Annotated in this window: 27 protein-coding genes; 7 read left to right on the forward strand and 20 right to left on the reverse strand. The window is 51.2% G+C overall.

Annotated elements, in window-relative coordinates; translation table 11 throughout:
* Positions 1–77: 77 nt before the first annotated feature.
* The 7 genes from AC1S52_RS29150 to psbV form a co-directional block, all read right to left on the reverse strand.
* Positions 78–377 carry a hypothetical protein gene (locus tag AC1S52_RS29150; protein ID WP_482032561.1) on the reverse strand — a complete coding sequence of 100 codons (300 nt, stop codon included), beginning with the start codon at positions 375–377 and terminating at the stop codon, positions 78–80.
* A gap of 272 nt (positions 378–649) precedes the next feature.
* Positions 650–910, reverse strand: coding sequence for a hypothetical protein (locus tag AC1S52_RS29155; RefSeq protein WP_482032562.1), 261 nt, complete (start codon positions 908–910; stop codon positions 650–652).
* Between the two features lie 182 nt (positions 911–1092).
* Positions 1093–1800 (reverse strand): rhomboid family intramembrane serine protease, encoded by a 708-nt coding sequence (locus AC1S52_RS29160; RefSeq protein WP_482032563.1) that lies wholly within the window; start codon positions 1798–1800, stop codon positions 1093–1095.
* Between the two features lie 167 nt (positions 1801–1967).
* Positions 1968–2300 (reverse strand): cytochrome c6 PetJ, encoded by a 333-nt coding sequence (gene petJ, locus AC1S52_RS29165; RefSeq protein ID WP_482032564.1) that lies wholly within the window; start codon positions 2298–2300, stop codon positions 1968–1970.
* Positions 2301–2431: 131 nt separating this feature from the next.
* The gene (petE, locus tag AC1S52_RS29170) at positions 2432–2851 is read right to left on the reverse strand and encodes a plastocyanin (protein WP_482032565.1); all 420 of its coding nucleotides are present in this window, start codon (positions 2849–2851) and stop codon (positions 2432–2434) included.
* Between the two features lie 77 nt (positions 2852–2928).
* The gene (gene psbV2, locus AC1S52_RS29175; RefSeq protein ID WP_482032566.1) at positions 2929–3429 is read right to left on the reverse strand and encodes a photosystem II cytochrome PsbV2; all 501 of its coding nucleotides are present in this window, start codon (positions 3427–3429) and stop codon (positions 2929–2931) included.
* 262 nt (positions 3430–3691) lie between these two features.
* Positions 3692–4183: a photosystem II cytochrome c-550 gene (gene psbV / locus AC1S52_RS29180; protein ID WP_482032567.1), complete on the reverse strand. Its 492-nt coding sequence runs from the start codon at positions 4181–4183 to the stop codon at positions 3692–3694.
* A 242-nt stretch (positions 4184–4425) separates the two neighbouring features.
* Here psbV and AC1S52_RS29185 point away from each other — a divergent pair, with 242 nt between their 5' ends.
* Both AC1S52_RS29185 and AC1S52_RS29190 read left to right on the forward strand, forming a co-directional pair.
* Positions 4426–4596: a hypothetical protein gene (locus AC1S52_RS29185; RefSeq protein ID WP_482032568.1), complete on the forward strand. Its 171-nt coding sequence runs from the start codon at positions 4426–4428 to the stop codon at positions 4594–4596.
* Positions 4597–4788: 192 nt separating this feature from the next.
* The gene (locus tag AC1S52_RS29190; RefSeq protein WP_482032569.1) at positions 4789–6975 is read left to right on the forward strand and encodes a caspase family protein; all 2187 of its coding nucleotides are present in this window, start codon (positions 4789–4791) and stop codon (positions 6973–6975) included.
* An 89-nt stretch (positions 6976–7064) separates the two neighbouring features.
* On the opposite strand, the gene murD is transcribed toward AC1S52_RS29190, so the two are convergent.
* Positions 7065–8441, reverse strand: a complete 1377-nt coding sequence (murD, locus tag AC1S52_RS29195; protein WP_482032570.1) for a UDP-N-acetylmuramoyl-L-alanine--D-glutamate ligase — start codon at positions 8439–8441, stop codon at positions 7065–7067.
* 362 nt (positions 8442–8803) lie between these two features.
* On the reverse strand, positions 8804–9313 hold the full coding sequence (locus tag AC1S52_RS29200) for a TIGR02652 family protein (RefSeq protein ID WP_482032571.1): 510 nt from the start codon (positions 9311–9313) through the stop codon (positions 8804–8806).
* A gap of 115 nt (positions 9314–9428) precedes the next feature.
* Between AC1S52_RS29200 and AC1S52_RS29205 the strand changes: the two genes are divergently transcribed.
* Both AC1S52_RS29205 and AC1S52_RS29210 read left to right on the forward strand, forming a co-directional pair.
* Positions 9429–9974 (forward strand): gamma carbonic anhydrase family protein, encoded by a 546-nt coding sequence (locus AC1S52_RS29205; RefSeq protein ID WP_482032572.1) that lies wholly within the window; start codon positions 9429–9431, stop codon positions 9972–9974.
* 51 nt (positions 9975–10025) lie between these two features.
* Positions 10026–10142 (forward strand): photosystem II protein Y, encoded by a 117-nt coding sequence (locus AC1S52_RS29210; protein ID WP_482032573.1) that lies wholly within the window; start codon positions 10026–10028, stop codon positions 10140–10142.
* 175 nt (positions 10143–10317) lie between these two features.
* On the opposite strand, the gene AC1S52_RS29215 is transcribed toward AC1S52_RS29210, so the two are convergent.
* Complete coding sequence (locus AC1S52_RS29215; protein ID WP_482032574.1) at positions 10318–10749, reverse strand: SRPBCC domain-containing protein; 432 nt, start codon at positions 10747–10749, stop codon at positions 10318–10320.
* 277 nt (positions 10750–11026) lie between these two features.
* Here AC1S52_RS29215 and AC1S52_RS29220 point away from each other — a divergent pair, with 277 nt between their 5' ends.
* A complete protein-coding gene (locus AC1S52_RS29220) occupies positions 11027–11449 on the forward strand; it encodes a hypothetical protein (RefSeq protein ID WP_482032575.1) in 423 nt (140 codons plus the stop codon).
* A gap of 14 nt (positions 11450–11463) precedes the next feature.
* On the opposite strand, the gene AC1S52_RS29225 is transcribed toward AC1S52_RS29220, so the two are convergent.
* Positions 11464–12345: an ABC transporter ATP-binding protein gene (locus AC1S52_RS29225; RefSeq protein WP_482032576.1), complete on the reverse strand. Its 882-nt coding sequence runs from the start codon at positions 12343–12345 to the stop codon at positions 11464–11466.
* Positions 12335–13468 (reverse strand): branched-chain amino acid ABC transporter permease, encoded by a 1134-nt coding sequence (locus AC1S52_RS29230; protein WP_482032577.1) that lies wholly within the window; start codon positions 13466–13468, stop codon positions 12335–12337. The genes AC1S52_RS29225 and AC1S52_RS29230 overlap by 11 nt, the downstream gene beginning before the upstream one ends.
* A 470-nt stretch (positions 13469–13938) precedes the next feature.
* On the opposite strand from AC1S52_RS29230, the gene AC1S52_RS29235 reads away from it, so the two are divergent.
* Together AC1S52_RS29235 and AC1S52_RS29240 are read left to right on the forward strand one after the other, a co-directional pair.
* On the forward strand, positions 13939–14163 hold the full coding sequence (locus AC1S52_RS29235; RefSeq protein WP_482032578.1) for a hypothetical protein: 225 nt from the start codon (positions 13939–13941) through the stop codon (positions 14161–14163).
* Positions 14164–14198: 35 nt separating this feature from the next.
* The gene (locus AC1S52_RS29240) at positions 14199–14435 is read left to right on the forward strand and encodes a hypothetical protein (protein ID WP_482032579.1); all 237 of its coding nucleotides are present in this window, start codon (positions 14199–14201) and stop codon (positions 14433–14435) included.
* A gap of 15 nt (positions 14436–14450) precedes the next feature.
* Here the strand turns inward: AC1S52_RS29240 and AC1S52_RS29245 are convergent, their stop codons facing one another.
* From AC1S52_RS29245 to AC1S52_RS29280, 8 genes are all read right to left on the reverse strand, one after another.
* Positions 14451–16127 (reverse strand): DUF697 domain-containing protein, encoded by a 1677-nt coding sequence (locus tag AC1S52_RS29245; protein ID WP_482032580.1) that lies wholly within the window; start codon positions 16125–16127, stop codon positions 14451–14453.
* Positions 16128–16278: 151 nt separating this feature from the next.
* Positions 16279–18111 (reverse strand): glycosyltransferase family 39 protein, encoded by a 1833-nt coding sequence (locus AC1S52_RS29250; protein ID WP_482032581.1) that lies wholly within the window; start codon positions 18109–18111, stop codon positions 16279–16281.
* Positions 18112–18473: 362 nt separating this feature from the next.
* Positions 18474–20711, reverse strand: coding sequence for a peptidase domain-containing ABC transporter (locus AC1S52_RS29255; RefSeq protein ID WP_482032582.1), 2238 nt, complete (start codon positions 20709–20711; stop codon positions 18474–18476).
* A gap of 156 nt (positions 20712–20867) precedes the next feature.
* Positions 20868–21071: a hypothetical protein gene (locus AC1S52_RS29260; RefSeq protein WP_482032583.1), complete on the reverse strand. Its 204-nt coding sequence runs from the start codon at positions 21069–21071 to the stop codon at positions 20868–20870.
* Between the two features lie 310 nt (positions 21072–21381).
* The gene (locus tag AC1S52_RS29265) at positions 21382–21969 is read right to left on the reverse strand and encodes a hypothetical protein (protein WP_482032584.1); all 588 of its coding nucleotides are present in this window, start codon (positions 21967–21969) and stop codon (positions 21382–21384) included.
* A gap of 131 nt (positions 21970–22100) precedes the next feature.
* Positions 22101–24641, reverse strand: coding sequence for a single-stranded-DNA-specific exonuclease RecJ (locus AC1S52_RS29270; RefSeq protein WP_482032585.1), 2541 nt, complete (start codon positions 24639–24641; stop codon positions 22101–22103).
* A 77-nt stretch (positions 24642–24718) separates the two neighbouring features.
* On the reverse strand, positions 24719–25282 hold the full coding sequence (locus AC1S52_RS29275; protein WP_482032586.1) for a GNAT family N-acetyltransferase: 564 nt from the start codon (positions 25280–25282) through the stop codon (positions 24719–24721).
* Positions 25279–26244: a PD-(D/E)XK nuclease family protein gene (locus AC1S52_RS29280; protein WP_482032587.1), complete on the reverse strand. Its 966-nt coding sequence runs from the start codon at positions 26242–26244 to the stop codon at positions 25279–25281. The genes AC1S52_RS29275 and AC1S52_RS29280 overlap by 4 nt, the downstream gene beginning before the upstream one ends.
* Positions 26245–26286: the final 42 nt, after the last annotated feature.

The raw sequence follows: 26286 nt of genomic DNA on the forward strand, positions 1-26286 counted from the left end.
TCTGACACCAGTTGGGTGCAGTCTACTAGGCGCTTTTTTACGATACTGGCGACCCGCGCTACGGAACGGCGTTTTTTTCACCTCGGTTGGGACGGGCTACCTACTCTCGAAAGATACAAGGTTGGGTAACGAAACGGCTGTTTCCAACCCAATGCCTCAGCAATCATTACAGGATAGGAAAGACCCGTATTGAAGATGGCACCACTCTGAAAACCGTGGGTCAAAGAGTCTCCGATCGCAACCAGACGATGACGCGGCGTTCCTGTACGATTGACAGAAACCGGAATACCCAAGGTTGGATCAATGACTGGCTTCCGGGGTTCTGGACCGATAACCAAATCATCGGGAATCGGTTGGGTTGCGCTTGATTTCACCATGAAACCTCCTATACGTAGGGGCAAATAGGGGCATCTCTTCTAAACCTCATCCAAGTTGGAGAACCGGAGATTTTTTCCAGGAAAAACTACGGGTTTCTAAGTTGGCGAGGTTTAATCTAGCCATTGAAAGCTTTTGAAATCAGCTTTAAGCGACTGGGCTAAAAACAACGCTAGCAAAGACACCCTTAAAAATGCCGCCTATCGAAACAATCCTTCATCCGAAGAATATCTCTCTGTGGGGGGTGGAATTAACCTGGGCTGATTAGCCTCTCTCAGGCATGCTGATTAATTTGTTCTTGCAACCAGGGATCAACAGGTTGCCCGTCCTTGCGGCGCAGTTCAACTTCGACAACCATAACCTCCCCTGAACCTGGTGGGGCAGGTTTTTGATGAAACATAACCTCGTAAGCAGCAGGGTCTTCGTTACGCTCCTTCAACCAGTCGTGCACTTTGGTCGTTGCAAAAAGGGACTGCCCCTGCTCAAACATGCGGGTGATTTGCATCTGTAGCGTATAGGGATTAAATCGGGGCATGGATGATCTCCTGGGGTTTTTGGAGGAGTGAGGGGAGAGGAGTGAAGAGTTGTTGGGTTTTTAATTTTTAATTTTCAGTTTTTAATTCTAGAAGGCAGAGGAGTGAAGGGTGGAAACTAGATGGAAAATAGGAAGGGAACCTTTTGGTTGCGCTGACTTTCTAAATTGTCGCGTTTTCTAGTTTATCGCCGAGTTCGCGGTCCAGAAAACAACCCCAGCATGGGTCCCAAGATAGCACCAAAAACAAAGCCGCCTGCGTGCGCCCAGTAAGCAATTCCCCCTCCTTCGGTGCCAATGTTCATTGGTGCATCAAGGCTGGCAACGCTGTATAGTGCCTGCTGGACAAACCAGATACCCAGGAAGACAAAGGCGGGAATGTTAATTGGAAATAGAATAAAACCCAGTGGGATGAGGGTCAGGATGCGTGCCTTGGGAAACCGCAGGATGTAAGCGCCCATCACCCCTGCGATCGCCCCACTTGCCCCTAAAGACGGAACGGTTGAATAGGCGGAGAAAAACCATTGGGCAAGGGCTGCCAGTGCCCCACACGCCAGGTAAAAAACCAGGTATCGCAAATGCCCCAATTGCTCTTCCACATTATTACCAAAAATCCAGAGGAAGAGCATGTTGCCGCCAATATGCAGGAAACCTCCGTGTAGAAATTGGGAAGTAAACAGGGTGAGCCACTCCGGAATCGCAGAATAGGTGGGTTCGCCCATCAAGCTTTTCGTGAATTCTGCGGGCACAAGCGCCCAGGTAAAGAAAAACTCCTTCAGTTGATCCGGTGCCAGAGTCAACTCGTAGGCAAAGACCACGATGTTAGCAATGATTAGCCCATAGGTTACAAACGGGGTAATCTGCGTTGGATTATTGTCGCGAATGGGAACCACTGATTTTTCCTAAAGGGGGTCTGCAAGGAAGATACCGCATTCTATCTAGAATCGCGTGAGCTGCGGGATAGATTTATTCTGTTCTATTAGAAAAAACAAATCCCCCTGAAGCGCTCAAGGGGAGAAATTAAGTCACCATTTAGAAGTCTGGTAATAGTACGAGAAAACTACCAGCCCTTCTTAGATTGCTCTAGAACGTAGGTGGCAACGTCCTCAATCTGATCCGCCCTCAACCTTGCGCCAAAGGCAGGCATCGCATTTTTGCCTTTCGCCACCTGAGTTTTCACTGCTTCTAGAGAGAACATATCGTACTTCTCCAGCGCATCTTTTTTGAGGGTTTTGTTGGCAATAATCACATTGTTGCCACCGACGTGACAGGCAGAACAATTGGCATTAAAGATTTTTTCACCATTGCCCAGATCAGCCGCCAGAACAGGCGATGTGACGAATATCAAAACCAGGGCGATCGCTAGCCCGACCAGTCCATAAAGCGTTTTCAAATAGGTTCTCCCCTTGACAAGTATGAGGTATAAGCATGGACGCATGCAGCAGAAAATAATTGAACTTTCCTACAAGCATTGATGATCATCCCATAAGAGAGGAGAACCTGAGAGATATCCGTTCAGTCGAATTAACCGCCGACAATCAACTTGCCGGTCATTCCAGCGCTACGGTGCGGCGCACAGAAGTAGGTGTACTCGCCCGCAGGGGCATCTTTGGGGATGGTAACTTCAAAATTTGAGCCGGGTGTCATTTCCATATTCTGGTGAGACAGGGACTTCGCTAGGGCTTTGTCTTTACCGGGGATGGCTGTGTCGTCAAAAATGACGTTATGAGGAGGAACTTTGTTAACGACAAACTGCACTGTGTCACCTGGTTTAACGTTCAGTTTGTCAGGTTGAAACACCAACATACCCGTATCGCCACCCATCTTAACGGTGTGGGTCGCAGCGGCAGCAGGGGAGGGGGACAGGAACAGGCTGCTAACAAACAACAGTGCAGCCGCCAGGGTCAGACAAATGCTTCTTGTAACAGAAGTAAACAGTTTCATGGTTTTCTTCAGAGTGAATACTTACATACACTCCAAAATTCTAAAACAAATCTACGACAGCTTGTCGAAGATCTGCATTAATCCCCCTGAAAGGTTTCTGTGCCCCAGCCCGGAGCAACCTGGGCAGCTCGCAATATAAACCCAGCTAAATTTTCTATCTCTTCCTGGGATAACCAGGTTTCTGGCACCTGACGGCACCATACAGTTTCTTCGCTGCCATCGTAAGTCATGGGCTGACGCAGGTAAGCCACTAAGCCATTAATCGTATCCCGCCGAGGTGTTGCACCCTCCAAAGCAGTCAGGGAAAGGGGTACGGTGGGATCGGGCAGTGTGGAGCCGCCCACATGGCAGTTGAGACAATTGCGCTCAAATAGTTGCTTGCCCTCCGACAGGTTCTCCGCGGAAAACGGTTTAGTTTGTCCCTGGGAGTCCATTTCCAATGAAATTGGTTCGGTCACCTTCAGGTGACGGGCAACATAGGAGTCGATCGCTGCCCAGGCAGGCTGAATGCAAATCGTTTGCAAACAAACGATGGCAGTTAGAACTAAAAAGCCAATCTTAAAGAGTCGTTGTTGCATTGAACTAAATACTTAGGATCCTGGATTTAATAACCCCGTAAACTGTACGGGCGGGTTTAGCAGTCCAATTTGCCTGGTGCGATGGATTTGACGGTAAATCCCGCCCCTACCCAATTCCGAACTTATTTAATTCTCATTCCTTAGGAAGGCGTGCTAAGAAAAAAACTTTAGACTCTGAAAGACTTGGATTCAAAAATCCAGGTAAAAGCCTAGAGCCTAAAGTCAATGTCAACCGTTTGAAGTTTTATAACCTAGAACTTGTTTAGTAGTAGATCTTGCCGCCGCCCCACTTTTCACCTACCACTTTAGGCTGAAGCAGGATGTGACCAGCGATCGCCACTAAATCATCCTTAGTCAAATTACGCATTTCTGGAAAGGTATCTTTGCTCTTCAGGCTAGGATGAATCTCCGCAATAGAATCAACCCCGTCATAGCTGGTGGGGTTTTCCATGTAATCAACCAGAGAGTCGATATTATTGCGGGGTGGAGTCGCCAGCGACAGAGATTCTGGGTCGAGGGTAACGTTGGGGTCTGTTTTGGTAACGCCCCCGACATGGCATTGGGCACAGGCATACTGGAACAGACGTTTCCCTTCCTTAACTTGCTTCAAGCTCAATACAACCGTGTCACCTTGATCATTCACGGAAACTGTCCGAGTGTTCACGTCCAGTTCAGCCGCCGAGACGGTTCCGACAAACATTTGAAAGGTGAAGAATACAGTGGCTAGAGCCAGCCAAATGTATCTTTTAAGCATGATTCTCCTTAGTGTGGCTGAGGGTATCTGGGTTATCAATATGATGGCGGACTCAATCGGCTGAACCTGCTGTACAGGCAGGTCTGTCAGACCTGGAATGAGATCCATCGAATGGGATTGAGTCTTTTCAATATCAATATCATGCCACTGAGCGTACCCTTTCCCAAGCCAATTACCAGACCGATTGCAGAAATTTGGGGGATAGGTAGCGGGAGGGGTAGTGCGGGGTAGGAATGCAGAGTGTGAAGTGTGGAGTGCAGGGTACAGGTTACGGAGTGCGGGATGCAGGGTTGGCGATCGCTTACGCACCGTCCTTTTCACCCTGGTATCTGACACCTGGCACTCTGACACCTGGCACCTGCTATACCTTTTACCAACTTGGAACTGCTAGTTTTCATACCAATTTGAATTGAAACCACGGCAGATCCCAGTACGGGCTTGGCACTGCCAAGCCCCTCCAGAACTTCGATGTGCCCACAAGTCCGTTCAAATCGGTATCATCTCTTTTCCCTGAAAAACAGCACAGATTGAGTTATCACTGACATAGTTTCTCCCCCTTTCTTCCCCTGTCCCCTGTCCCCCCCTCCCCTCTCCCCTCTCCACCTATGCCTCTCCGCCGTCGTCATTTCCTTCAATTTGCAGGTTCTACTCTGGCAGCCCTGGGTTTGAGCCAGTGGGATATCCATCAGCAGGGGGTTCGCTATGCCAGGGTACTGTCCCAGGGAACGCCCCGAAAACTGGCACTCCTGATCGGGATTAATGAGTACCCGGAGAGTAGCCAGTTTTCTGCTCTGCAAGGTTGTGCAACGGATGTGGAACTTCAGCGACAACTGCTAATTCATCGGTTTGGCTTTAATCCAAAAGATATTTTGACCCTGGTCGATGCCCAAGCAACTCGTCAGGGAATTTTGACTGCTTTTGAAGAGCACCTGATTAAACAGGCAAAACCAGGGGATGTGGTGGTGTTTCATTTCTCTGGGCATGGTTCCCAGGTGTCTGACCCCGATCTGGATGAGCCAGATGGCTTGAACAGCACGTTTGTTCCAGTGGATGCCGCTCTACCCCAGGGATTTCCTGAAAAAGGGGGAGCGGTTAAAGACATCATGGGGCATACGCTGTTCCTGTTGATGAGTGCGATACCAACTGAGAATGTCACCGTTGTGCTGGATAGTTGCCATTCGGGTGGGGGAACCCGTGGCAACCTGCGGGTGCGATCGCGCAGTGGAGGTGCTATTCTTCAGCCAGATCCGCTGGAATTGGAATATCAGAGGCAGTGGCTGTCCCGGCTAAACCTGACTCCGGCTGAATTTGTGCGGCAGCGACGAGCCGGCGTGGCGAAAGGGGTCGTGATTGCCTCTGCCAAACGGGATCAACTGGCAGCAGATGCACCTTTCAGCGATTTTTATGCCGGGGCATTTACCTATCTCATGACCCAGTATCTCTGGCAGGAACCTGGGACGGCGGTGGTCAGTAATGCCATTCCCAGTATCGCCCGCACTACAACCAAAGCCTCTTCCAGTAGTCAGGTGCCGGTGTTTGAAGTGAAGCCAGGAAGCGGGCACGACAAACAATTGCTTTACTTCACACCCAAGCAGACTGCTCCCGCAGAGGCAGTGGTGACTAAGGTGGAGGGCGATTGGGCGGAGTTATGGTTGGGCGGACTCAATCCCCAAAGTCTGGCAGCATTTGAGCGAGATGCCCTTCTGACGGCAGTGGATAGCACCGGGGGGCAACAGGGGCAGGTCAGGCTGGAGTCTCGCCAGGGGTTAGTCGGACGCGGGAAACTGCTGAATGCTGCCAAGCCCGGTGCGCTGCTGCAAGAAAAAGTGCGGGGGATTCCCACGGATCTGACCTTAAAAATTGGGCTTGACCCCTCTCTAGGAAATGACACTGCCCAGGCAAGGCAGGCGTTACAGTCCATCAGGCGGATTGAGGCAAAACCCCTTCAGCAGGGAGAAGTGCAGTACATCCTGGGGCGTATGACCGCAACCTATCGTCAGCAGTTACAGAAAGCGCCTAATTTACCTCCCGCCGGGAGTATTGGGCTTTTCTACCCAGGTCAGGATATTGTTCCCAACTCCTTTGGTGAAGCAGGAGAAGCCGTGACGGCTGCGGTGACTCGGCTGCAAGCAAAATTAAAGTCCTTGTTAGCCGCCCGGATTGTCAAACTCACCCTCAATACAAACTCCTCCCGGCTGAATGTGGCGGTTTCCATGACTCCAGAAGGCAAGGAAAATCTGATTGCCAGCACCTTTGCCGTTCGTGGCACCGGAAAGGCGATCGCCCCCAAACCTGCAACTGCCGACAGCCTGCAACGGCTGTCCCTGGGAACGGCTATTCAGTTTCGTGTTACCAACAACGAACCCCGTGATCTGTACTTCAGTGTTCTGGTGATCGACTCTGCTGGCGAAATGGCGGTGATTTTTCCTAACCAGTGGACGGCTTCTGCTGAAGTGATGCAGGTGGCAGCAGGGCAAACCCTACGCATTCCAGAACCGGGAAAAGATACCTTTAGCCTCGTCACCCAGGAACCCAGAGGTGCCACGGAAGTGTTAATTATTGCCAGTAGCGCACCATTAGGGAATGCCTTGAAAGCCCTACAGGGAGTGGCAACCCGAGGTGGGCAGTCCCGTGGACCTGTGGCACTGAGCGACCCCACAGAAGTGATCGGTAACTTGCTGGATGATATAGACTCAGGAACCAGAGGCAGTGGAACTCAAGCCAGCAAGGGAATTAGAAGTATAGACACCTCTCAGCTTGCAGCCTTGTCGATTACATTTGAGGTGGTTTGAGTAAGAAGGAGTAGGGGGTAGGGAGTAGGGGTAGGGGGGCAGCTAAACTTTACCTTCAGCCTTTCCCCTTTGCCCTTTCCCCCTTACCCTTAATGACTCAACTGCTCCAGGCAGATTTGGCGAAAATGATCACCCCGTTGCTCAAAGTTCTGGTATTGGTCAAAGCTGGCACAGGCAGGGGAAAGGAGAACGACCTGGGCATTGTACTGCTTGGCTAATTCTGCCGATCGCGGTACTGCCCGTTCCATAGTTTCCACAATTTCCAGGTTGGCATAGCCTGCTTGTTCCAATCGCTGGGCAAAGGCAGGGGCAGCATTGCCAATCAGAAGAACAAACGCGGCTTTGGCTTGAATAGTGGCAATCCAGGCATCATCATCCCCGATTTTTGCCTCGCCTCCGGCAATCAGGATGGCAGGACTGTGGACGGCAGACAGTCCAACCTGGGCGGCATCGTAATTAGTGGCTTTGCTGTCGTTGATGAAGTCGATGCCCTGCCAGGTGCAGATGGGTTCTAGGCGATGGGGCACACCGGGGAAGGTGGCAATGGCATGGGCGATCGCCCCTTTGTCGATGCCCGCTAATTTTGCCGCTGCGACTGCCATCAGCAGATTTTGCTGGTTGTGATTTCCGGGCATCCGCAACAGGCTGACGGGCAGAATCAGTTCTTTTGCCGTTCTGACCCAGGCATCTTCAATGAAAACTCCGAGGGTAGGATCACCCAGCAGGTTAGCTCGACCGTTCATACTGGTCCAGCAGCTATCGGAGCGTACCGGGTTTGCTTGCTGCTGCCCTATTTGCCGCAGGTAGGGGTCATCGCCATTCAACACCTGATACTTTGCCTGACTGAGGAGATGGGCTTTGATGGCATAGTAATTTTCCAGGGTTTTGTGGCGGTTCAGGTGGTCGGGGGTGAAGGTTGTCCAAACGGCAATTTGGGGTGAAATGGTAGGAGAAGATTCAATCTGGTAGCTGCTGAGTTCGGCGATCGCCCAATCTGGCTTTTTTTCTGCCAGTGCCACTTCACAGGCAGCATAGCCAATATTTCCAAATGCCGGGGCATTCAACCCAGCCGCCTGAAAAATGGCGGCAATTAGAGCCGTCGTCGTCGTTTTACCGTTGGTTCCAGTGACACCGACCCAGGGGCAGTCTTGCAGATACCGCCATGCCAACTCCATCTCACCAATGGTTTCAATCCCTAGCTCTCTGGCACGTACCAGTCCTGGTGCATCCCACGGTACCCCCGGACTGACCACAATCAATTGGACATCCGATGCTGAAATCAGATCGGGACTGAAGCCATCTCCCAGGTGAACGGTAATGCCCTGTACTGCAAGTTCTTGCTGCTGCTGCTGCAAGGCTTCAGCCGTGCCCCGGTCTTTGACAATCACCTGCCAGCCTTCTCGTGTGAGTAATCGTGCGGCGGCAACGCCTGATTTTCCGAGACCGATGACAAAGGCATTGGGCATGGCAGAGCAAACCTTTCTAATTTTGCAAATCTCATGTTACCGCGTGAGGGGGGCGGGGGAGGATCAGGTGTTAGAGGAGGTCTTAAAAGTCGGTTGGGTGGTAAAAAGCTCTCTCAGTGTAGGCTGCAAATAGACCAACAGCACAGAGAGAGCCAGGTGAGTAAAGCCTATCCCAGCAACCTAACCCGTGAGCAGTATGAATGTCTAAGTGACCGTCTACCCGATGCAAAACCAGGCGATCGTCCCCGGAGCGGGGAACTGTGGTAAGTTTTTATCTGGAAATCTCCTAAGCTGCTTTCCCAGGAGGAATTTGCTGAATCATTCTTCCAGAAGCCAAAAATTTGAAGGTACTCCGTATTACGTTATTCAAATAATCGGAAGTAGGGATAACGCACAGGTGCCCCCGGTTCCTTCTCTAGATCAAAGTTGATCACTTCCCAGCAAGGATCTTCTTTGGGATCAGGGCTAAACTCAACTGGAAGCCCATATAGCCGAGGGCGGGGAGAATCTGCTTGCCCGCGCCAGGGTGTACTTCGCTCCAGATAGGTGCTAATTAGCTCCTTATACCGTTGTGCAATAATCACACGAGTAGCCCGATAGCCTTGAGTGTAAAGTCGATCAAGGGCTTCATGAATTTCAAATCGAATGCCATCGGGATGGGTATGCTGGCGGTACCACTCACTCTCCCATTGCCGCCAGTGCCGACCAGACTGAAGGTGAATTAGCTCACCAGTCTTGGGATTTGCCTCAAATGCCCCATGGCGCTGGCACAAATAGGTATCTGTCAGAGTCAGTGCCGGAATGGTTTGACGGCAGTGAGGGCACTGAATCTCCGGACCGAAGATTGGATATTGCAAGCCGGGGTTGGTCATCGAGGGCAATTTGCCTGTTCTCTATGTATCAGTGCCACTGGATTTTATTATAGCTAGATAAGTTCTTACCCTTAAGCAAATTCTACGTTTAATTCATTCTTATTCAGGCACTGTTGTGAGTGATTTTCTCGACTATCCATCTTCCTGGTCCGATCCAGTTCTTTCCCTGGCAGCATTTGTTGCCCCTAATGCCACGGTGATTGGCAACGTTGAGGTGGCAAAGGGTGCCAGTGTTTGGTACGGGGCAGTAGTCCGGGGAGATATTGAACAGATTGTGATTGGTGCCTGTACCAATATTCAGGATGGAGCAATTCTGCACGGCGATCCAGGAAAACCGACGGTGCTGGAGAATCACGTCACAGTGGGGCATCGGGCAGTCATCCATAGCGCCTACATTGAGCAGGGTTGCTTAATTGGTATCGGAGCCATCGTATTGGACGGGGTGCGGGTCGGTGCAGGCAGCATCATTGGGGCAGGAGCCGTTGTTACCAAAAATGTGCCAGCGCGATCGCTGGTTGTGGGTATCCCTGGCAAAGTCCTGCGCCAAATTTCCGAAGATGAAGCGGCAGAACTTATCCTCCACGCTGAACGTTATAGAAAGTTAGCCCTCATCCATGCCAAAAAAGACTATGAAAACTTGCCCACTTACGATAAAACATAAATATGAGAGCGATTCAAAAATCTTTATCAATTAAAGCGAGAGGTTAAGGTTATGGACTGGCGTTTGCTCATTGTTTTTCTTCCTCTGGCACTGGCTTTGGGTTGGGTTGCCAAGAATATTGGTCAACAGGCTCTAAAGCAAGGGCAAGACTTTATTTCCAGAGGCTAGTTCTTCAACGGTTTGATTAGGTCGTTCCCCCATAGCGTTTCCTTTCTGGGTGAGTACATCGCATCTGTTTGATTTAAGTTCTACGGCTATCCATGTACCTCACTGGATTCAAAAACGCTATAAACCGGCTGTCTTCTCATTTGAAGCCAGTCGGTTTAATTTTTGGCAACGCCCTCTATTTCTCTACATGCCATTTCAATTCCCGCGCCATTCGGCGAATGCCCTGCAATTCATCCTGGCGGATGAAGGGAAAGATGAAGCGAGTTAATATGCCAGAAAAGTTTTCTTGATGGACATAGCGAGTGCGATCGCGCCCAATTTCTTGCAACTCAAACACATGCTCGTTCGTAAATCCGGGAATGGATGATACCCATTTCAGACAGAATCCCGGTTGAAGTAGTGTGACTCTGGGTTGAAATTCAGTTTGTTCATCTCCAGGTACCCGTCGTAGTGAAAGCCAGACTTCCCGACCCTGCTCCAGCGATCGACGGGAGTCACAATCGTAAAGAAAGGTATTCCAGTATTTCCATGCCTCTTTATGAATTAATGCCTGCCATACCGCGCGTTTGGAGGCATTGATATCGATTTCAGTATAGAGACTTGGCATAGGGATCACAGCGAGTTCGTAACCAGCTTGAACAAGGGAAAGCGGCGAGTTCTGATGAACTTCCTTTATAGTGCCCTGGATAAACGCTCTGCTCTGCTGTTGCAGTTCAAGGAATCAAGTGAACACTGCCAAAAAACCTGGAACAAAGTGCTTTTTGTTTCGTCAGAGTGTTGGAATGGGCGAAGATCCCGTCAAGATTCGGGTGGGAATACGGTAGGCGGTGCATCGAACTGGAAAATTAAATTGAAATGAACCTTTTGCAGAAGTCGTTTTTGCCATGACAGAAAACCCTGGCTCTCCTAAGAACGAGCAAAGCTTGAAAGCCTTAATTACTAAAGGTGTGGTTGGTGCGGTTTCGATTGCAGGTGCTACGGCAATTCCGCTTTTGGTACAAAAATTCTTAACCCCTCCTGCGACGGTGAATCAGGTGCCAACGGTGCCTGCCCAGGTTACTCCATCTCAAGTACCTACTCCATCGGCTCCGGCGGGGGTGCCTGCTCCGGTTGTCCCCGGAGCAGTGCCTGTTCCAGTGCCTCCAGGGGGAATGCCCGTTCAGCTTGACCCAGAAGGCATGCCGGTTCAGTTTCAACCAGGATTAGGCACTCCTGTCCGTGTCATGGTTCGGAGCGATGACGATGATGACGATGATGACGATGATAGACCTGGCAGAAGCAGAAAGCGAAGCAAAAAGAAGGACTAAGGTTAGAATCCCTTCTACTGCCCCAGGTATGCTTCTAATACCTGGGGATTGGTTTGAATCTCTTTAGGAGTGCCCATTGCCAGGTTGCGTCCATCAGCAAGCACCCAGACGCGATCGCACAGGGACATAATTACATCCATATTATGTTCAATGATCAAAAAGGTCATGCCTTCCCGGTTCCAGGTGAGGATGCGATCGCAAATCTGGTTAATCAACGTAGGATTGACTCCGGCGGCTGGCTCATCCAGCAGAATTAGTTGGGGGTTTGTCATCAATGCCCGCCCCATCTCCAGCAGTTTCCGTTGACCACCTGACAAGGACCCTGCGTATTCATTTGCCATGTGAGCCAACCCCACTGAGTCCAGAATCGTCATTGCCCGTTCTTTCTGTTGCCGCTCTTCTGCCCGAATTCGCTTGCCCTCAAACCAGGTTCGCCAAAAGTTTTCACCTGTTTGCTTTTGAACTGCCAGCAGCATATTTTCCAGGACAGACATGCGAGACAGAGCACGGGCGACCTGGAACGTGCGTACCATCCCCAGTTGAGCAATTTGATGGGGTTGCAGGTTTTGAATCGGCTCACCATCGAGTAGCACACGCCCCTGATCTGGATGAATAAAGTTAGACAGTAAGTTGAACAGCGTGGTCTTTCCAGCACCGTTTGGTCCAATCAAGCCGGTAACGCTGCCCTTTGCAACCTCGATGGACACATTATCTACGGCTCGAATGCCGCCGAAGCTCTTGATCAACCCTCCTGCGGTTAACAGCGGCACTTGCAGAGAAGGGGGTGAAGATCTGTTATCTTCAGCATCCGACAAAATCTCGGCTAAATTCGCCGCCCCAGGTTGCTCTGGGGAAGGGCGCGGTAAATTGGGTACTTCCGGTGATTCATCGACCAAGGGTAAGTTCCTCCTTCTTGCCTAAAATTCCCTGAGGTCGAGCCATCATCAGCACAATCAGAATCAATCCAATTAACATAATCCGAAACGCGCCTAGTCGGGCATCGTCAACCGTGGGTGGGATGATAGGAATCAGGGAATGGAGAAATCCAAGCAACTGGGGGAGATCGCGGGTAATGGTCAGGTATGCCCAGAAAATAACGGCACCTAGAAGCGTCCCGGCATTGTTGCCTGCCCCCCCCAGCACCACAATGGTCCAGGCGTTAAAAGTGAGCAGCGGCAAAAAGTTGTCGGGGTAAACAGTGCTGAGTTGCCATGCAAACAAAGCCCCGGCGATTCCGGCGATGAAGCCCCCCAGCATCAGGGATTGCAACTTATACCAAAACACATTTTTGCCGAGTGCTTTCGCAACCTCTTCGTCTTCCCGAATCGCTTTAAGAATCCGTCCCCAGGGAGAATGCACGAGTAGCTCTAACCGCCAAAAAACGAGTGCCAGCACAGTGACAGAAACGAGCATCAGTCCATTTCTGGTTGGATTATCGGAAAAGTTATAGAGGGCGATCGCACAAATCCCATACAGCCATAGCCCTAGTGCCGCACAAACGCCAGTGAGTAATAGTCCCGAGTCGGCGATCGTCCCAATCTTTTGAAACCGCCGTCGTGCCCACTTCCAAAGCTGCCAATAGGACAACCCAACAATTACCGTCAAAATGGCAATCATCCCATACCGACTCAACAAAGTTGGGCGGAAATTTTCCAGGGGAAGGGCAAACCGTTGAATCCCAAATGCCCCACTGGTGAGCCATTCCTCATTCAGAGCGATCAGACGAATGACCTCGGAAACCCCAATCGTGACGATCGCCAGGTAATCTTCTCGCAATCGCAGCGTCGAAAAGCCAATCAGCAATCCCAGGAAGGCTGCCAGAGATGCCCCAATCAAGGCGGCTACAACCAGTGGTAAACCAGCGTTACTCAACAACACCGTTGCATAGGCTCCGATGGTCATAAAAGCAACATGCCCAAAATTAATCAGCCCTGTAAATCCCCACTGGAGGTTAAGACCGAGGCTGAAGATGGCATAGACTGCCGTAAAAATGACTAGAGAAACGAGGTAGCTATCCATGCCAGAGGGGCGAGAGCAGAGAGAGGGTTTGAGGCGTGAGATGTGAGGTGCGAGGTGTCAGGTATCAGAAGGTTTCTATTTCCCTGAGGAGTTAGAAGCCGAGAGCTAGGAGACAGAGATTTTCTATAATTCTGGCTCCTGGCTGCTGGTTTCCGGTCCTGTGCTTCAAGACGTATCCTATCAGGCAAACTGGGTTGATGGCGATAGCGGGGAATTCAGTCACAAAATGACTTTCCTGGGTGGTGCTGAATAGCAGTATGAATTGGAACGAAGTTTCAATTCATACAACTCTCAATTCATACCTAAAATCAGCAACGCCCTTTCCTGAATAGCGGTAGCCATCAAGATTGGGGCACGTAGCAAATGCAAAACTGTGTCTCACAGGAGTCTTCTTCTCTAAACTCTGACCCCTGCTATAACCCACTGTCTTTTTTTGCCTACACTGGTTAGGGAGATGTTTGGAAGGGACTATGAACCGATCTAAAGTTATTGCAATCATTACGGGAGCGATCGCCATTGCAATCAGTATTGCTTACCTGTTGATTGTGCAAATTCTCGATTTTCGTAGTGAAATGGTACCTGCCCCAATGGGATGGGTAGATCCCACTGATTTAAGCATGGAACTCCTCCAAGATCCCTGGAATCTCAAAGATTTCGGGGATCTAAAATCTCTTGTTTCAGTAGGATTGGGATAAAGTATTTTCAAGTTCAGGTGTAGGGAAGTGGAGAGATGACCCAGGCAGAAATGGGACAAGTGATTCAGCAGCACACGATTGAGATTACCGAAATCCGACAGGTTTTGGCACAGATCGCTCAACAGCAGGCACAGATTGCTCAACAGCAGGCAATTACCGCAGAGCAGCAATCGATCAATATGCAACAAATTGCATTAAATACCGCGGGACTGATAGAGTTACGGGGAATTCTGGCAGATTATTTGCGGGGGCGATCGCAACTTGAGTCCTAATCCCTAAACGTACTGCTAGGGTTCCCAGTCGTCCTGTGTCCTGCGAGCTTCCCAGTCATCGTCTTCCAAGGGAGGGGGAAAAGTTTCAGGAGGCGGCGATCGCTGAGGTGGCAAACTTGGCTCCAGTTCTGCTTCCAGATGCAGTTCTTCCAATTCTGTTGCATCTTCCAGGTCTGGTCCATTCAACTGCAAAGGCTGCACAACTCGCGTAATGGCTTCTTGAACAAAGGACTTGATGAATTCATCCCGACGATTCAGTTGAAACTGCCGCTGCACAACTTCTGTAATGCCACCATCTCCCCAGTCCTGGTCCTGGCGGAAGTATTCAATAAAGCTTTTGCCTGCAATTCGGGTCAGATAGGCGGCGGTCACTCCCTGAATCGCACGACCAACAATGATACCGCCAATACTGAGGTGGAGTGCCGTCGTTACGAGCGTTATCGATCCCTTGACAATGCCCAGACTTGCCAGAGTTTTGCCCAGGGACAGTGCCAGTTCGCGCCCGCGATCGGTGTTAATTTCACAGCCGTAAACACGCCCGATCTCAACTACCATCTGGGCATTGACTGCCGCCGCCGCCAGCAGATCGATAACGGGTAAGGGCGTTGCCGCCACCACCCCCGCCCCAATCCATTGAAAACGCTCTACAATCTTGTCTGCTTGACGACGACGCTGGGCATCGATCAATTTGCGGGCTTTCTCGCTCAGGCGTTGCGACTGGAGCAGAATGTTGTCGGCAACCAAGTCTTCCCCTTCTGCCCGCAGGACGGCAACCATACGACGAATCAGGGGCATGATATCCGGGTCGGGCTGTAACTTCTGCCCCTCCTCCAACAGAACTGCCTGGGGACGGGCCGCAACCGCTACTACATCCGCAGCAGCCACCAGATGCCTGACCCGTTCCCGCAGGCGAGCCAGGATGATTTCTCGATCGGTGTCAGGGAAAAGATCGGATTTGTTGAGGACAACCAGCGATCGCTTACCGATTTCTGCCAATGCCTGCAACGGGTCATACTCGGACTGGCGCAGATCATTGTCCAGCACAAACAGAAGCAAATCCGCCTCAGTCGCTAATTGCCGTGCCAACTGTTCTCGCTCGGTTCCCGCGACTCCCGCTTCCAGAATTCCCGGTGTGTCAGTAATCAGAATTTCCCGATTCAGCCCTTTCAGTTTGAGGGTATAGGTTTCTCCAACCTCTGTAGTTCCCATGGGGGCACCTACTTCCCCCACCATGCGCCCAATTAGCCCATTCACAATCGAGGTTTTTCCTGCCGAGCCAGTGCCAAACACAACAACCTGGATCTCTCCGCGTGAAAAGTTCTGTTCAATCTCGCGGGAGCGACTGAGGAGTTCTTGACGGGCAACCTCATCCTGGATTTGGGCAACTTGCTGCCGCACCGCTTTCAAAGTTTCTTCCGCCGCTTCCGTTTTAGCAACGGGAACTCTGGGCGGCGATCGCCGTGCCCGCTTTTTCTTCTGCTTCTGTTGTTGGGGCAACCAGAAAAAATAGTAGATAAATGCTGCAATCAGTACCCCAATCAGAACAATGATCAGGAACAGCAGAGCCTGCGATAGCAGGGGGTAATAGGATAGTTGCCAGAAAAGCCGCTGGAGCGCATCAATCAGCCAGATCGCTAAACCCAGAATCAGGATGATGCCAAAGATGAGAAGAAGAAACCGCGACAGGGGCATGAAAGGCTACAGCCAGTGTCATTGCCTTTCATTCTAGTGCATTGTCAAATTTGTGTTTATGAGTCTGGGATAGGAAAGGGGTGATTATTTTGGGGTTTTCAGCCCACACAAAATAATTCTTGACAGACCACTAGTCAACTTCCACAAAAGTTTACTGCCCCTGCGTGACTACTTCAGATCTACCGTTACGTTGGGCTGCACCAACAACATGACACCGATACATCTGATAGGGAACTCCTAGCCGGTGATAATTAGTTGCATCGATCGCGCAGATGGCTGGAGTTACAGATTGGCTGGTTGCTAAGGAAAGTTTTGCCGGGTAATCGACTCGCCGTAGACCGGGAGCCACTAACCAAAAATTAAGCGGCAGGGAAAGAGGGGGTTTGAGCTGGGCGAGAGACTGCCAGACCTGTTCGTATCCCTGCGATCGCGCCAGAAATGCAAAGAAACCATCTGGTTTAGCCATCGGGTTAACCATCTCGTCCTTTAATGCCAGGGCAAAACTAAGCCCCAACGCCACATCCTGAAAATCCATATAAGCAAGGCTTGCCAGTAGAGGCTTGTCTGGTTCTACGAGCATGTTTCTGGCGACCTGTTCTGGTTGGTAAGGTTTCTGAAACACCTGGTTGGAAACCACCAGCCCACTACTGATCACCCCTACCAATAGAACAGAAACCAACACCTCACCCCGGCTTATGCCCCTCCCCCTCTGCCTCCCGGCTCCCCTGTCCCCCGGCTCCCCTGTTCTGCGGCTCCGCCCCTCCCCGGATCCTCTGCTCAAACTAGCTCCCAACAGGGCACACATGGCTGGAAAGTAAATGAAGTTATAACGGGGAACCTGGGAAATATCTTTCCCCAGCAAATAGATGATCGCCAGAAACTCTAGCATGACAACCAGAATGAACACGACCAGCATCCGAGTTGCCAGGTGGGTTTCGGGTGTACTCCAGAGCCGCCAGAATTGTCCTGCTGTGCTCCAGGCAAGCCAACCGCTGAATAGCAACATGAATCCGGCAGAGAGCACCGCAATCCAGAGACTTTGGCTTTCTGCGGGCAATGCAATGACCATGACCATCCAGCCCAGGGGAATTTGATACAGCGGAGCGATCGCGTTTAGCCAGCTAGCGTATGGCGTGTTCAACCAGTCTGTTTCGGGGCGGGTAAGGTGGCTACTTAAGGTCGGTAGCCAGGGAAGGTAGGTGAGGCAGACACCAGCGATCGCAAGCGCGATGATCCCCAGCGATCGCCCCAGCCGCAGGGACGAGGAGCGTGGGTGGAGAGATGGAAGATACTTCAAGCTGAGGAAGTTAACCAGCAGTGTGGCTACCTGAGCAGTGAATGCCAGCAGAAAAAAGTAGTGGACATAAAAGCCAAGACTATTGACCGCGACCCAGCCCAGCCATACGGTCGGTCGAAAGCGCTGATAGTAAAGATCCATCTGGATCTGGTAAAGACCCAACAATGCCAGCGTAATCAGCAGCATGGGTAAGGTGTAGTGGCGGGCTTCCTGAGACAGGTAAACTGCAAAGGGAGACACCGCCATCAGGGCTGCACTGACTAATCCGGCATTGGGAGAAAAGGCAACCCGGTTGAGCTGATAGAGGGCGGCGATCGCTCCCACGCCAGCCAGCGCTGGCAGTGCCCTTAACTTCCATGCCCACGACTGGGGCAGCGAGCTAACCCAGGTCATCCACTGATGCATCCAGCAGAAGAAAAGAGGCGGATGTACAGACTGGGTAGCTACGGTCTGCGTAATCTCAGCACAGGTTGCATTGGGGTTTAAGGTAAATACCTGCTCCAGTTCTGCCAGAGGAAATGCCCGATCTAGCGGCACCTGATCAAAGCTGTGCCCCAGGCTAAAGAGTGCCGTCAATACCTCATCTGCCCAAACCGGTTTAAGGTCCAGGTTCCAGAATCTGAGTATTACTCCCACCAGCAATATCAACAGCAAGATCAGATTCAAATAATGACGAGAAGCCTTCATCAAGGGATGGTTGGATAACGTGCCAGTTAAACCTTACCAACTTAAAGCCATTTCCCCTTGCATAAGCCACAGGTACATCCATCCCCCCATCTCCTCATCCCCCCATCTCCTCATCCCCCCATCTCCTCATCCCCCCATCTCCTCATTCACACGCTGTTGTGGTTTTCTTATCTAAGAAATCACTGTAAAGCCCCGTCGTTTTTCCTGTGGGTGTTCAGCATTAAGTGACCACAAGGATATCGGTGAAACGACCTCTGATGGATGAGTGGATGGGTATGGATGGGACGGATGCCAGGGAAAAGGTGATGAGCCAGATCTTGCGCTGCCTCATATTTATGCTGAGGCAGTGGTGCGCAAGGGTCTCAAGGGGTGAGAAAATCCAGATGTTCGCCCAATTGATTACGCAATTCCTTTAAGGGTCCCTGGGTGATCAGTTTGCCCTGATCCATTAATACAATCCAGTCAGCCCGGTTGATCACTCTGGGGCGGTGGCTAATCAGGATGGTGGTTTTGCCCTGGCGGTAGTAGAGCAGTTGATCCAGCACTTCAGTTTCACTGACGGGATCTAGCCCCCCGGTAGACTCATCCAAAATTAGGATGGGCGGATCGTTAATCAGGGCACGGGCGATCGCTAATCGTTGCCGCTGTCCACCCGATAAATTTGCGCCAAACTCACCCAGGATCGTCTGATACTTCTCTGGCAGACGGCTGATAAACTCATCGGCTCCCGTGACCTGACAGACCTGGACAATTTCTTCAAATGGAACATCCGGCGTTCCCAGGCGAAAATTTTCCAGAATTGAACGGCTCCAGAAATGGGCATCCTGGGGCACCAACACCACCTGTTTTCGCAAACACTCCAGCGATAGATCGGACAGATTAAACCCCCCAATCCGAATGTTGCCAGACTGCAAGGTATACAATCCTGCAATCAGTTTTGCCAGGGTACTCTTACCACAACCTGACTTACCAATCAGGGCAATCACTTCACCGCCGGACAGCCTGAGGGAGAAGTTATCCAGCAGATCAACTCGACCGGGGTAGTGAAAAGTCAGGCGATCGCACTCAATCTCTGCCTCCTCCGGAATTCTGACGAAGGGCTTGGAGGTATCCCCCTGCGTCTCTAGCGGATGTTCAATCACTTCTCCTAGCCGTTGGGTGGCAGTCCGAACGCGGGCAAACTCATCCACAAATTTGACTACCGTGCTGATTAACTCGGTCACGTTAGAGTTAAAGCTGGCAAATGCCAATAGTTGACCAATGGATAGCTCCCGACTAATCACCAGGCTGCTGCCAAACCAGAGTAAAGTTACCGCCCCTACCCCAGATACCAGATCAGAAAAGGTGTTGTTAACAATCCCAATCTGGGTGGTACGAAGAGAGAGATTGGCTAACTTGCCAAACCGACTCTGAAACTCTTCCCAAAACTGGCTGGTGGCGGTGGTGGTTTTGAGGGTGAGGGCACCTTTGAAGGTTTCTACCAATACACCCTGATTTTCAGCTTCCAGTACCAGCAGGCTGCGGGTCTTTTGCTGCAAAGTGGGTAAGAACAGGACGGTAGAAATGGTCATCAGCACCCCAATGATCAGGGCGACGAGGGTCAGCTTCCAGCTAAATAGGAACATCAGCAGCAGGGAAACAATCGCCACAAAAAATTGGCTGGGCAAACTGACAACCACCTGGGATACCAACTGGTTGAGTTCTTGAATATCCCTTAGACGACTGACCACTTCCCCACTACGGCGGGTTTCGTAATAGGTCAACGGTAGGCGCAAAATCGCCCGCCCAAATTCCAGGACCAGTCCCAGCTCTAATCGTTGGGCAAAATAGGCAATCAGATTTGCCTGAACCAACCCCATGCTGCTGCTAAACAGGTTGAGCACAATCACTCCCAGTGCCAGCCCATTCAGCAGGCGGGTGTCTCCCCGAATCAGCACATCGTCTGTTAGTACCTGGATTAAAAAGGGTGTGGCGATCGACAACAAGCCCAGCAGCACGTTGATCAGCAACACTTCTGTCAGGATTTTGCGATAGACCCAGATCCGCTGAAAAAAGCTGCCGATGCCCTTAACGGGTTCATCCGAGGATTGGGCATAGAACCGGACGGGGTCTGGCTCCAGCAATAGCATTGTCCAGTCTACCCATCCTTCGCACAGTTCCTCCTTGGAGAGGTAGCGCACGCCCACTGCCGGATCGACGACAACATACTGTTGATTTTGCTGCCCGTACAAAACAACCCAGTGGCTTCCCATCCAATGAATGATGGCGGGTAGGGGGGCTTCATCCATCTGCTCCAAAATCTCAACCGAGGCACGGACTGAACGGGCGTTAAATCCTAAAACTTCGGCTCCCCGTTTAAGTCCTAACAGTGTGGTTCCCTGCTGCCCGGTACCAACGGCTTCCCGCAAGCGGTTGAGCGTCAGGTTGAGTCCATAATGTTTGGCGATCGCCCCCAGGCAGGCGGCTCCACAGTCCTCTTCATTCTGCTGGAGAACAACGGAAAATTTCTTTGATCGGTCTCGCTTTCCTGGTAGATGAAGCGACCCTAGATAGTGTTTCAAGTGTTTGAAGTTAGAGAAAGTCAAGAACAATCCTTCCACCCAGCAACCTCCCGCGATCCTATATGGATTGCTATATCAGCACTCTTCACCGGCATCCCCATCTGTTCCGAAAAAAAACACCCGCTTTTGCGGGTGTCACAGTTACGAACTACAAACCGTCGTTAGACAGTTAGACTCCAAGTACCACGCAGGGGACTACCAGTGGCGGTAGTAAGAAACTGTGCGGTAACGGGGTCTGTGATAGTAGGCTACGGGGCGGTAGTAGCTCCGGTAGTAGGCACGGGGTCTGTAGCAACCGTAACCACCGTAGTAGTGACCTCCAGAAACCGTGGAAGATTCCTCTTCGGAAAGGTCAGTGAACAGTTCATTGTTTTGCAGTTCTTTTGCTGTAGCTTCCATGATTGACTCCTTGAGTAGTGAAAAAGGTTATCGGTTATGCGCTGCCGAACTTGTGAGGTGTTTTGCTAACCCTTTGATTCAGGTTATGTAATCTTTATCCGCTGGCAGTTCACCCCATCCGGAAAAATGCGATCGCTGCCAGAAATTTTTCTGGAAAAAAGTTGAAATGCTTATCTGGCGGCAGGTCTGCTATGTAGGAATTCTTGGTTGAGTGCAACACACACTGAGCTTAGGGAGTCGAGGGAGTCAGAAGTCAGTAGCCAAGATCCCCCGATGTCTCCTTGCTTTCAATTGAACTACCAAACCATCTCTAACGGTTCTGAAGCTCTGTTAGTAATTTGGGCAGATCATTTTTCACAAACACAGTTGCTCTGCCTGTATAGGCAAATCCGTTGGTGCTAGCAATTTCCAGCCAGTAGGCGTAGCGATCGCCGGAGCGCACTTCCCCTTGAACTGCTGCCATCAGAGGTGCTTTCTGGTTAACCGCCTGATTGACATTGACAGGTTCGGGATAGCGGTAGACAACTTTTGCACTGGCATAGTCCTGATAAACCACGGTGCCATAGATTGACCGGAGGGATTCTTGCAGGCGGGCGATCGTCACGCCATTGATCATGTCGTAAATGGAAATTTCTTCCGTGCGGATGATACCACCCGTCGGTCCCGGCGCAGCTCTACCAACCTGGAGCAGGGATGACTTGAACTGGAATCGCTGGGCGGGTGTGGCACTCTTGCGGATCAGCAGCTTTTCACCACTTGTGGGGCGCAGAGTCGGGTGTGCCTGAATCCAGGCTTCAGCTTCATCCGGTGATTGACCTGGTAAAGCCTGAGATCGCCCAGCGATTAACAGCAGTAAAATTCCCAGACTCAGGGAACCGACGAATCTGATCCGGTTCATATATCCTCCCCACACAGATCTCCAGAACGAGCGTAGACAGTGAAGCATTCCCTGACATTGAATGCCTCAGGTCTACCATCTTCCCACTTCGCCATCTTGCCACCAGTTCTTCAGTTTGAAGCACAAAGTTTCTAAGGATCCTCAGTCAACTCGGTCAGGGATGCCATCGCCTGAATCGTTGCCAGCGGTACCTGGTAAAAGTAACGATGGCGAAATTGCTCTTCCTTGACGACTCCCAGAAACTGCTTCATTACCGCAGTAAATTCCTCCTCTGCCCCTCTACTCCTTTGCTCCTCTGTATCTTTGGGTTCCTGCCAGGTAACCCGTAACCGATTGTCCGCGTAGCTAAATGCAAAACCCAGATAGACCAGGGTTTTGAAGCCAATCTGGAGGGCGCGATCGCCAATTTTTAGTCTGTCCAATACCTGCTGGCGAGTCACTGTGTTGCCGGTGCGACTCAGGTACTTAGCAATTCCTGCCAGTTGCCGCCAGATCTCCTGGGGAGCCGTATCCACAGGCGGAGGGTAGGCGATCGCCAAAGGGCGTTGTTCCTGCCGCGATCGGCGAAACCAGACCTGAAATTCACCCCAACTGCTGGGACACTGACGCAGAAACAAAGGCGAAGGCTGTTTGGCTCGTGCCCCCTGTTCTTCTGCCTCCCCGCCCCTCTGCTCCTCCTCACCCCTGCTCCCCTGATTTTCTTGCCTTATCGCCTCTCGCAGATCCAGGATCCACCCTGTTTCAGCCAGTGATTGAAGATCATCTTCACAAGGGCGAACGGCAACCAGCCGGACCTCATAGCGTTTCTTATAATTATTGCTGTCCAGTTCGACCACCACATCACACCGTCCGGATGGCAGCTCATCCCGGTAGTGCCCCCACCAGACACCCGCAAATCCCTTTGAAACCGTCTCGTCCCAAAGTTCAAATTCAGTTTTGATGTACTGCACCTGTCGCCCTTGCCAGTCCTTAATCTTCTTATTCCAAACCCGGTCAAACCAGCAATTCTGAATCACCAACCGAGGTACCGGATTGCCCATGCCGCAGGGTTCAAGCAGCTTCAATTCCTGAAACAGTTCTTTCCCCAGTTCTGCCACGGTCACCGTCAGGTCTGACTGTACCCGTGGCGTGGCATCCGTTGGGTCAGCAGACTGCCGCAACTTCTGGTTAATCCCATCTCTGAACAGTTGCAGATTTTGTACTGGAAGACTCAACCCCGCCGCATAGGGATGCCCACCAAACTTCGTCAGCAAATGCGCCTGGTCTTTCACCAGTTGATACAAGTCAATATTGTTCACTGAACGAGCAGATCCACGGGCAAGCGGAACCCTCGCCTTCAGACGTTGAATTTGAGTCTGCAAATCCTCCCCCTTTCCCTCTCTCCCCTCTTCTCTCTCCCCCTCTCCCACCAACCCTTCCAGGCTCAACAAAACCGTCGGATGCCCATACTCCTGAGCAATCTGTCCAGCAACTAGCCCCAACACGCCTACCTGCCATTGCTCATCCGCCAGTACAATTACGCTGGTCGTAGACAAATCAAGTTGAGCTAATTGACGGGTGACCTGCTCTGCCACCTCTTTTTGCAGAGCTTTGCGGCGAGTGTTTGCCAGCTCCGTTGCTTCTGCTAGATGGGTACAGAGGTGGGTATCCTGGCTGGTCAACAGTTCGACACAGAAATGGGCATCTCCGTGGATGCGACTGACGGCATTAATCCGGGGACCCAGACCAAAGGAAATATCCGTGGGGCGATCGCCACTCCGCTTACAAAACTCCAGCAACTTTGCCACGCCGGGGCGCGTCACCGTTGCCGGATTGGATTGTTTCTGTAACTGCTCAATCCCTCGTTGTGCCAGATAGCGACAGTCCCCCTTCAACTCCACCAGATCAGCAATCAACCCGATCGCGACCAGATCCAGGAGATGCTCCAGGGGCTTTTGCGGCACTTCTGGTAATGTTTCGTAAAGGGCTTCTACCAGCTTGTATGCCACTGCCACTCCCGATAGCGTTGCCAGAGGATGAGCCGCAGGCAGGTAGCGGGGATTGATGATAGCCGTGACTGGCGGACGCTCTGCCGGAAGCGTGTGATGATCAGTCACAATCACATCAATCTCTAAGCTGTGGGCGTACTCAATCTCATCCAGATTGGTGCTGCCCGTGTCGCAGGTTACCATCAGCCGACAACCTTTTCCATGCAACCAGTCAATTCCCTGACGAGATAAACCGTGGGATTCTGTGAGTCGATTGGGAATGTAGTAAAAAAGTGTTTTCTGTTGGGTGAAGAACTGTCCCAACCCATCCCACAGGACGGAGGTGGCGGTTACACCATCCGCGTCAAAGTCTCCCCAGATAGCGACAGGTTCGTGATTGCGATACGCCCGACCCAGGCGATCGACTGCCCACTGCATCTCCTGTCCAAAGGCAAAGGGACTGGCGGGTTGATAGCACTCAGCATCGAGAAAACCAGCCAATCGCTCCGGGTCGCGCATCCCTCGTTGCCATAGAAGCTGAGCAAGATAGCGCCCATCAATAGTTGGCACCTGCCGTCGAATGGTGTCAGTAAACCAGGGCGGCGGCGGGGCGGCTGAGTGAATTTGCCATTGAAGGGTGCGATCGGGCATGGAAGATGTCAGAGGTTGAAAGTTGAGAGTTGAAAGTTGTTTGTCACTCGTCATTCGTCATTTGTTATCTATAAAGACCAATGACCAATAACTATTAACGCCTAATCCTCTCTATCCCTATCTTCTATCCTTCAAGACTTATTCGGACGGCGTGGGCGTTTCCACACGGCGCGTTCTGCCTTCTCTCGTTCGTAGGCAATGAGCTTGCCGTAATATTCGTGTTTACTGAGGTTCATGGATAGAAAGACATGTTTTCGGATGTTGCCAAAGCCTTTGCGGGTAAAGAACTTCACGGCTGGAACATTCTCTGGATCGGTATCGACCATCATGAACCGGGCACCATCATCGATCATGCGCTCGACTAGCTTATCGACCAGACGCTCGGCAATTCCGCGCCGCTGAAAAGCCGGATTTACCCCCAGCCAGATGATATAACCATAAGTCCAGGAAGCTTTGTTGATAATCGTGCCCAGGATGAATCCCGCCAGTTGGTTGTCAGTTTCAGCGACCAAACAGTACTCCGGATCGGTGTTATACAGCCCAATCACTTCCCACTGATCCCAGGTGCGATAGATATAAGGGTAAAGGTCACTGGTAAATAAGGACTCTCCCAGGTGGTACACGGGAGCCAGGTCATTAATATCCATATCCCGAACATTAATGGGGAGGGGTTGGTCTTTGGAGGTGTCGGTCATAGAGGAAGGGAGATTTCCTGAATGTCTGCAAGGTTGGGGATTGAAAAATCGGAGACTGGACTGGTCGAGAAGGCTTGATCAGATTGGGGGGTGTCGCGCTTTTCAGAACGGAACGCTGCCCGATCGCACCGAACCGCGAAGTTACAGGATTCACACTGATTTGCGTCTGGTGGTATCTGGGGAAAAGGCTCCCCCGCCTGATAGCGCTCTAACCAGTGGGTTAGTTGGCTCAAGAGATGGGTTAAGTCCCGACGAGTTTCTTCATGTTTGGGTGTGTCATAGGCGATCGCAAAGCTTTGAGGGTTTGCGACCGATGAATCCTGAGTCTGAAAAAACCAGTAAGTCATTGAGATTTGTTCTGGTGCATACGCCCCAGTCTCAGCTAAAGCAAATAGATAAAGTCGAGTCTGCCAATTTTGTTCTAACCAGCGGAGCTTTTGAGGACGGGGATAGGTTTTCCAATCCAAAATCTTTGCCTGTTTCTGGTTGGAAATCAATAAATCATAGATCACGGTGAGCAAATAGCCCTCGAATGCGATCGTCAGAGGATATTCACTGTGTCGTTGGGTTGAGTTGTCCTCAGCATCCAGCTTCAAAATTTGGGGTGCGGCAGCGGTAAAGGCAGCAAACCAGTGCTGGAGCTTGCTATCTTCCCGAACCAGGCGATCGACTGGTAACCCAAGCTGCCACTGCTGCATCAGCAAGTGAAACCGGGAACCCCAAGTTAACTTTTCCTGTTGTTCAGGTGTGGTAGGCGTAGCCAGTTGCTCTAAATAGGTATGCTGAAATTTCCGTGGACAGGTTGACAGCAAATTTAGCTGCCCCTGGGATAGGCGGATGGGGAAGGATAAAGGGTAAGGGATAAAGGATGAACGCTTTTCTTTATCGACAGACCTATTATCAGGAGATCCGTTATCTGCTGCATCATCGGGCAAGTCTTCTATTATCTTTTCCCGAACCATCTTTCCCCCCTTCATTCTTTATCCTAAGCCTGCGGGAATAGC

The organism is Kovacikia sp. CALU 1929 (genome assembly GCF_056784235.1).

What these genes read in the sequence shown, in the direction of transcription:
- AC1S52_RS29150 (WP_482032561.1), bottom strand. Translation starts at nt 377, where the DNA reads ATGGTGAAATCAAGCGCAACCCAACCGATTCCCGATGATTTGGTTATC.
- AC1S52_RS29155 (WP_482032562.1), bottom strand. Translation starts at nt 910, where the DNA reads ATGCCCCGATTTAATCCCTATACGCTACAGATGCAAATCACCCGCATG.
- petE (WP_482032565.1), bottom strand. Translation starts at nt 2,851, where the DNA reads ATGAAACTGTTTACTTCTGTTACAAGAAGCATTTGTCTGACCCTGGCG.
- psbV2 (WP_482032566.1), bottom strand. Translation starts at nt 3,429, where the DNA reads ATGCAACAACGACTCTTTAAGATTGGCTTTTTAGTTCTAACTGCCATC.
- psbV (WP_482032567.1), bottom strand. Translation starts at nt 4,183, where the DNA reads ATGCTTAAAAGATACATTTGGCTGGCTCTAGCCACTGTATTCTTCACC.
- AC1S52_RS29190 (WP_482032569.1), top strand. Translation starts at nt 4,789, where the DNA reads ATGCCTCTCCGCCGTCGTCATTTCCTTCAATTTGCAGGTTCTACTCTG.
- murD (WP_482032570.1), bottom strand. Translation starts at nt 8,441, where the DNA reads ATGCCCAATGCCTTTGTCATCGGTCTCGGAAAATCAGGCGTTGCCGCC.
- AC1S52_RS29200 (WP_482032571.1), bottom strand. Translation starts at nt 9,313, where the DNA reads ATGACCAACCCCGGCTTGCAATATCCAATCTTCGGTCCGGAGATTCAG.
- AC1S52_RS29210 (WP_482032573.1), top strand. Translation starts at nt 10,026, where the DNA reads ATGGACTGGCGTTTGCTCATTGTTTTTCTTCCTCTGGCACTGGCTTTG.
- AC1S52_RS29215 (WP_482032574.1), bottom strand. Translation starts at nt 10,749, where the DNA reads ATGCCAAGTCTCTATACTGAAATCGATATCAATGCCTCCAAACGCGCG.
- AC1S52_RS29220 (WP_482032575.1), top strand. Translation starts at nt 11,027, where the DNA reads ATGACAGAAAACCCTGGCTCTCCTAAGAACGAGCAAAGCTTGAAAGCC.
- AC1S52_RS29230 (WP_482032577.1), bottom strand. Translation starts at nt 13,468, where the DNA reads ATGGATAGCTACCTCGTTTCTCTAGTCATTTTTACGGCAGTCTATGCC.
- AC1S52_RS29235 (WP_482032578.1), top strand. Translation starts at nt 13,939, where the DNA reads ATGAACCGATCTAAAGTTATTGCAATCATTACGGGAGCGATCGCCATT.
- AC1S52_RS29240 (WP_482032579.1), top strand. Translation starts at nt 14,199, where the DNA reads ATGACCCAGGCAGAAATGGGACAAGTGATTCAGCAGCACACGATTGAG.
- AC1S52_RS29245 (WP_482032580.1), bottom strand. Translation starts at nt 16,127, where the DNA reads ATGCCCCTGTCGCGGTTTCTTCTTCTCATCTTTGGCATCATCCTGATT.
- AC1S52_RS29250 (WP_482032581.1), bottom strand. Translation starts at nt 18,111, where the DNA reads ATGAAGGCTTCTCGTCATTATTTGAATCTGATCTTGCTGTTGATATTG.
- AC1S52_RS29260 (WP_482032583.1), bottom strand. Translation starts at nt 21,071, where the DNA reads ATGGAAGCTACAGCAAAAGAACTGCAAAACAATGAACTGTTCACTGAC.
- AC1S52_RS29265 (WP_482032584.1), bottom strand. Translation starts at nt 21,969, where the DNA reads ATGAACCGGATCAGATTCGTCGGTTCCCTGAGTCTGGGAATTTTACTG.
- AC1S52_RS29270 (WP_482032585.1), bottom strand. Translation starts at nt 24,641, where the DNA reads ATGACGAGTGACAAACAACTTTCAACTCTCAACTTTCAACCTCTGACA.
- AC1S52_RS29275 (WP_482032586.1), bottom strand. Translation starts at nt 25,282, where the DNA reads ATGACCGACACCTCCAAAGACCAACCCCTCCCCATTAATGTTCGGGAT.
- AC1S52_RS29280 (WP_482032587.1), bottom strand. Translation starts at nt 26,244, where the DNA reads ATGGTTCGGGAAAAGATAATAGAAGACTTGCCCGATGATGCAGCAGAT.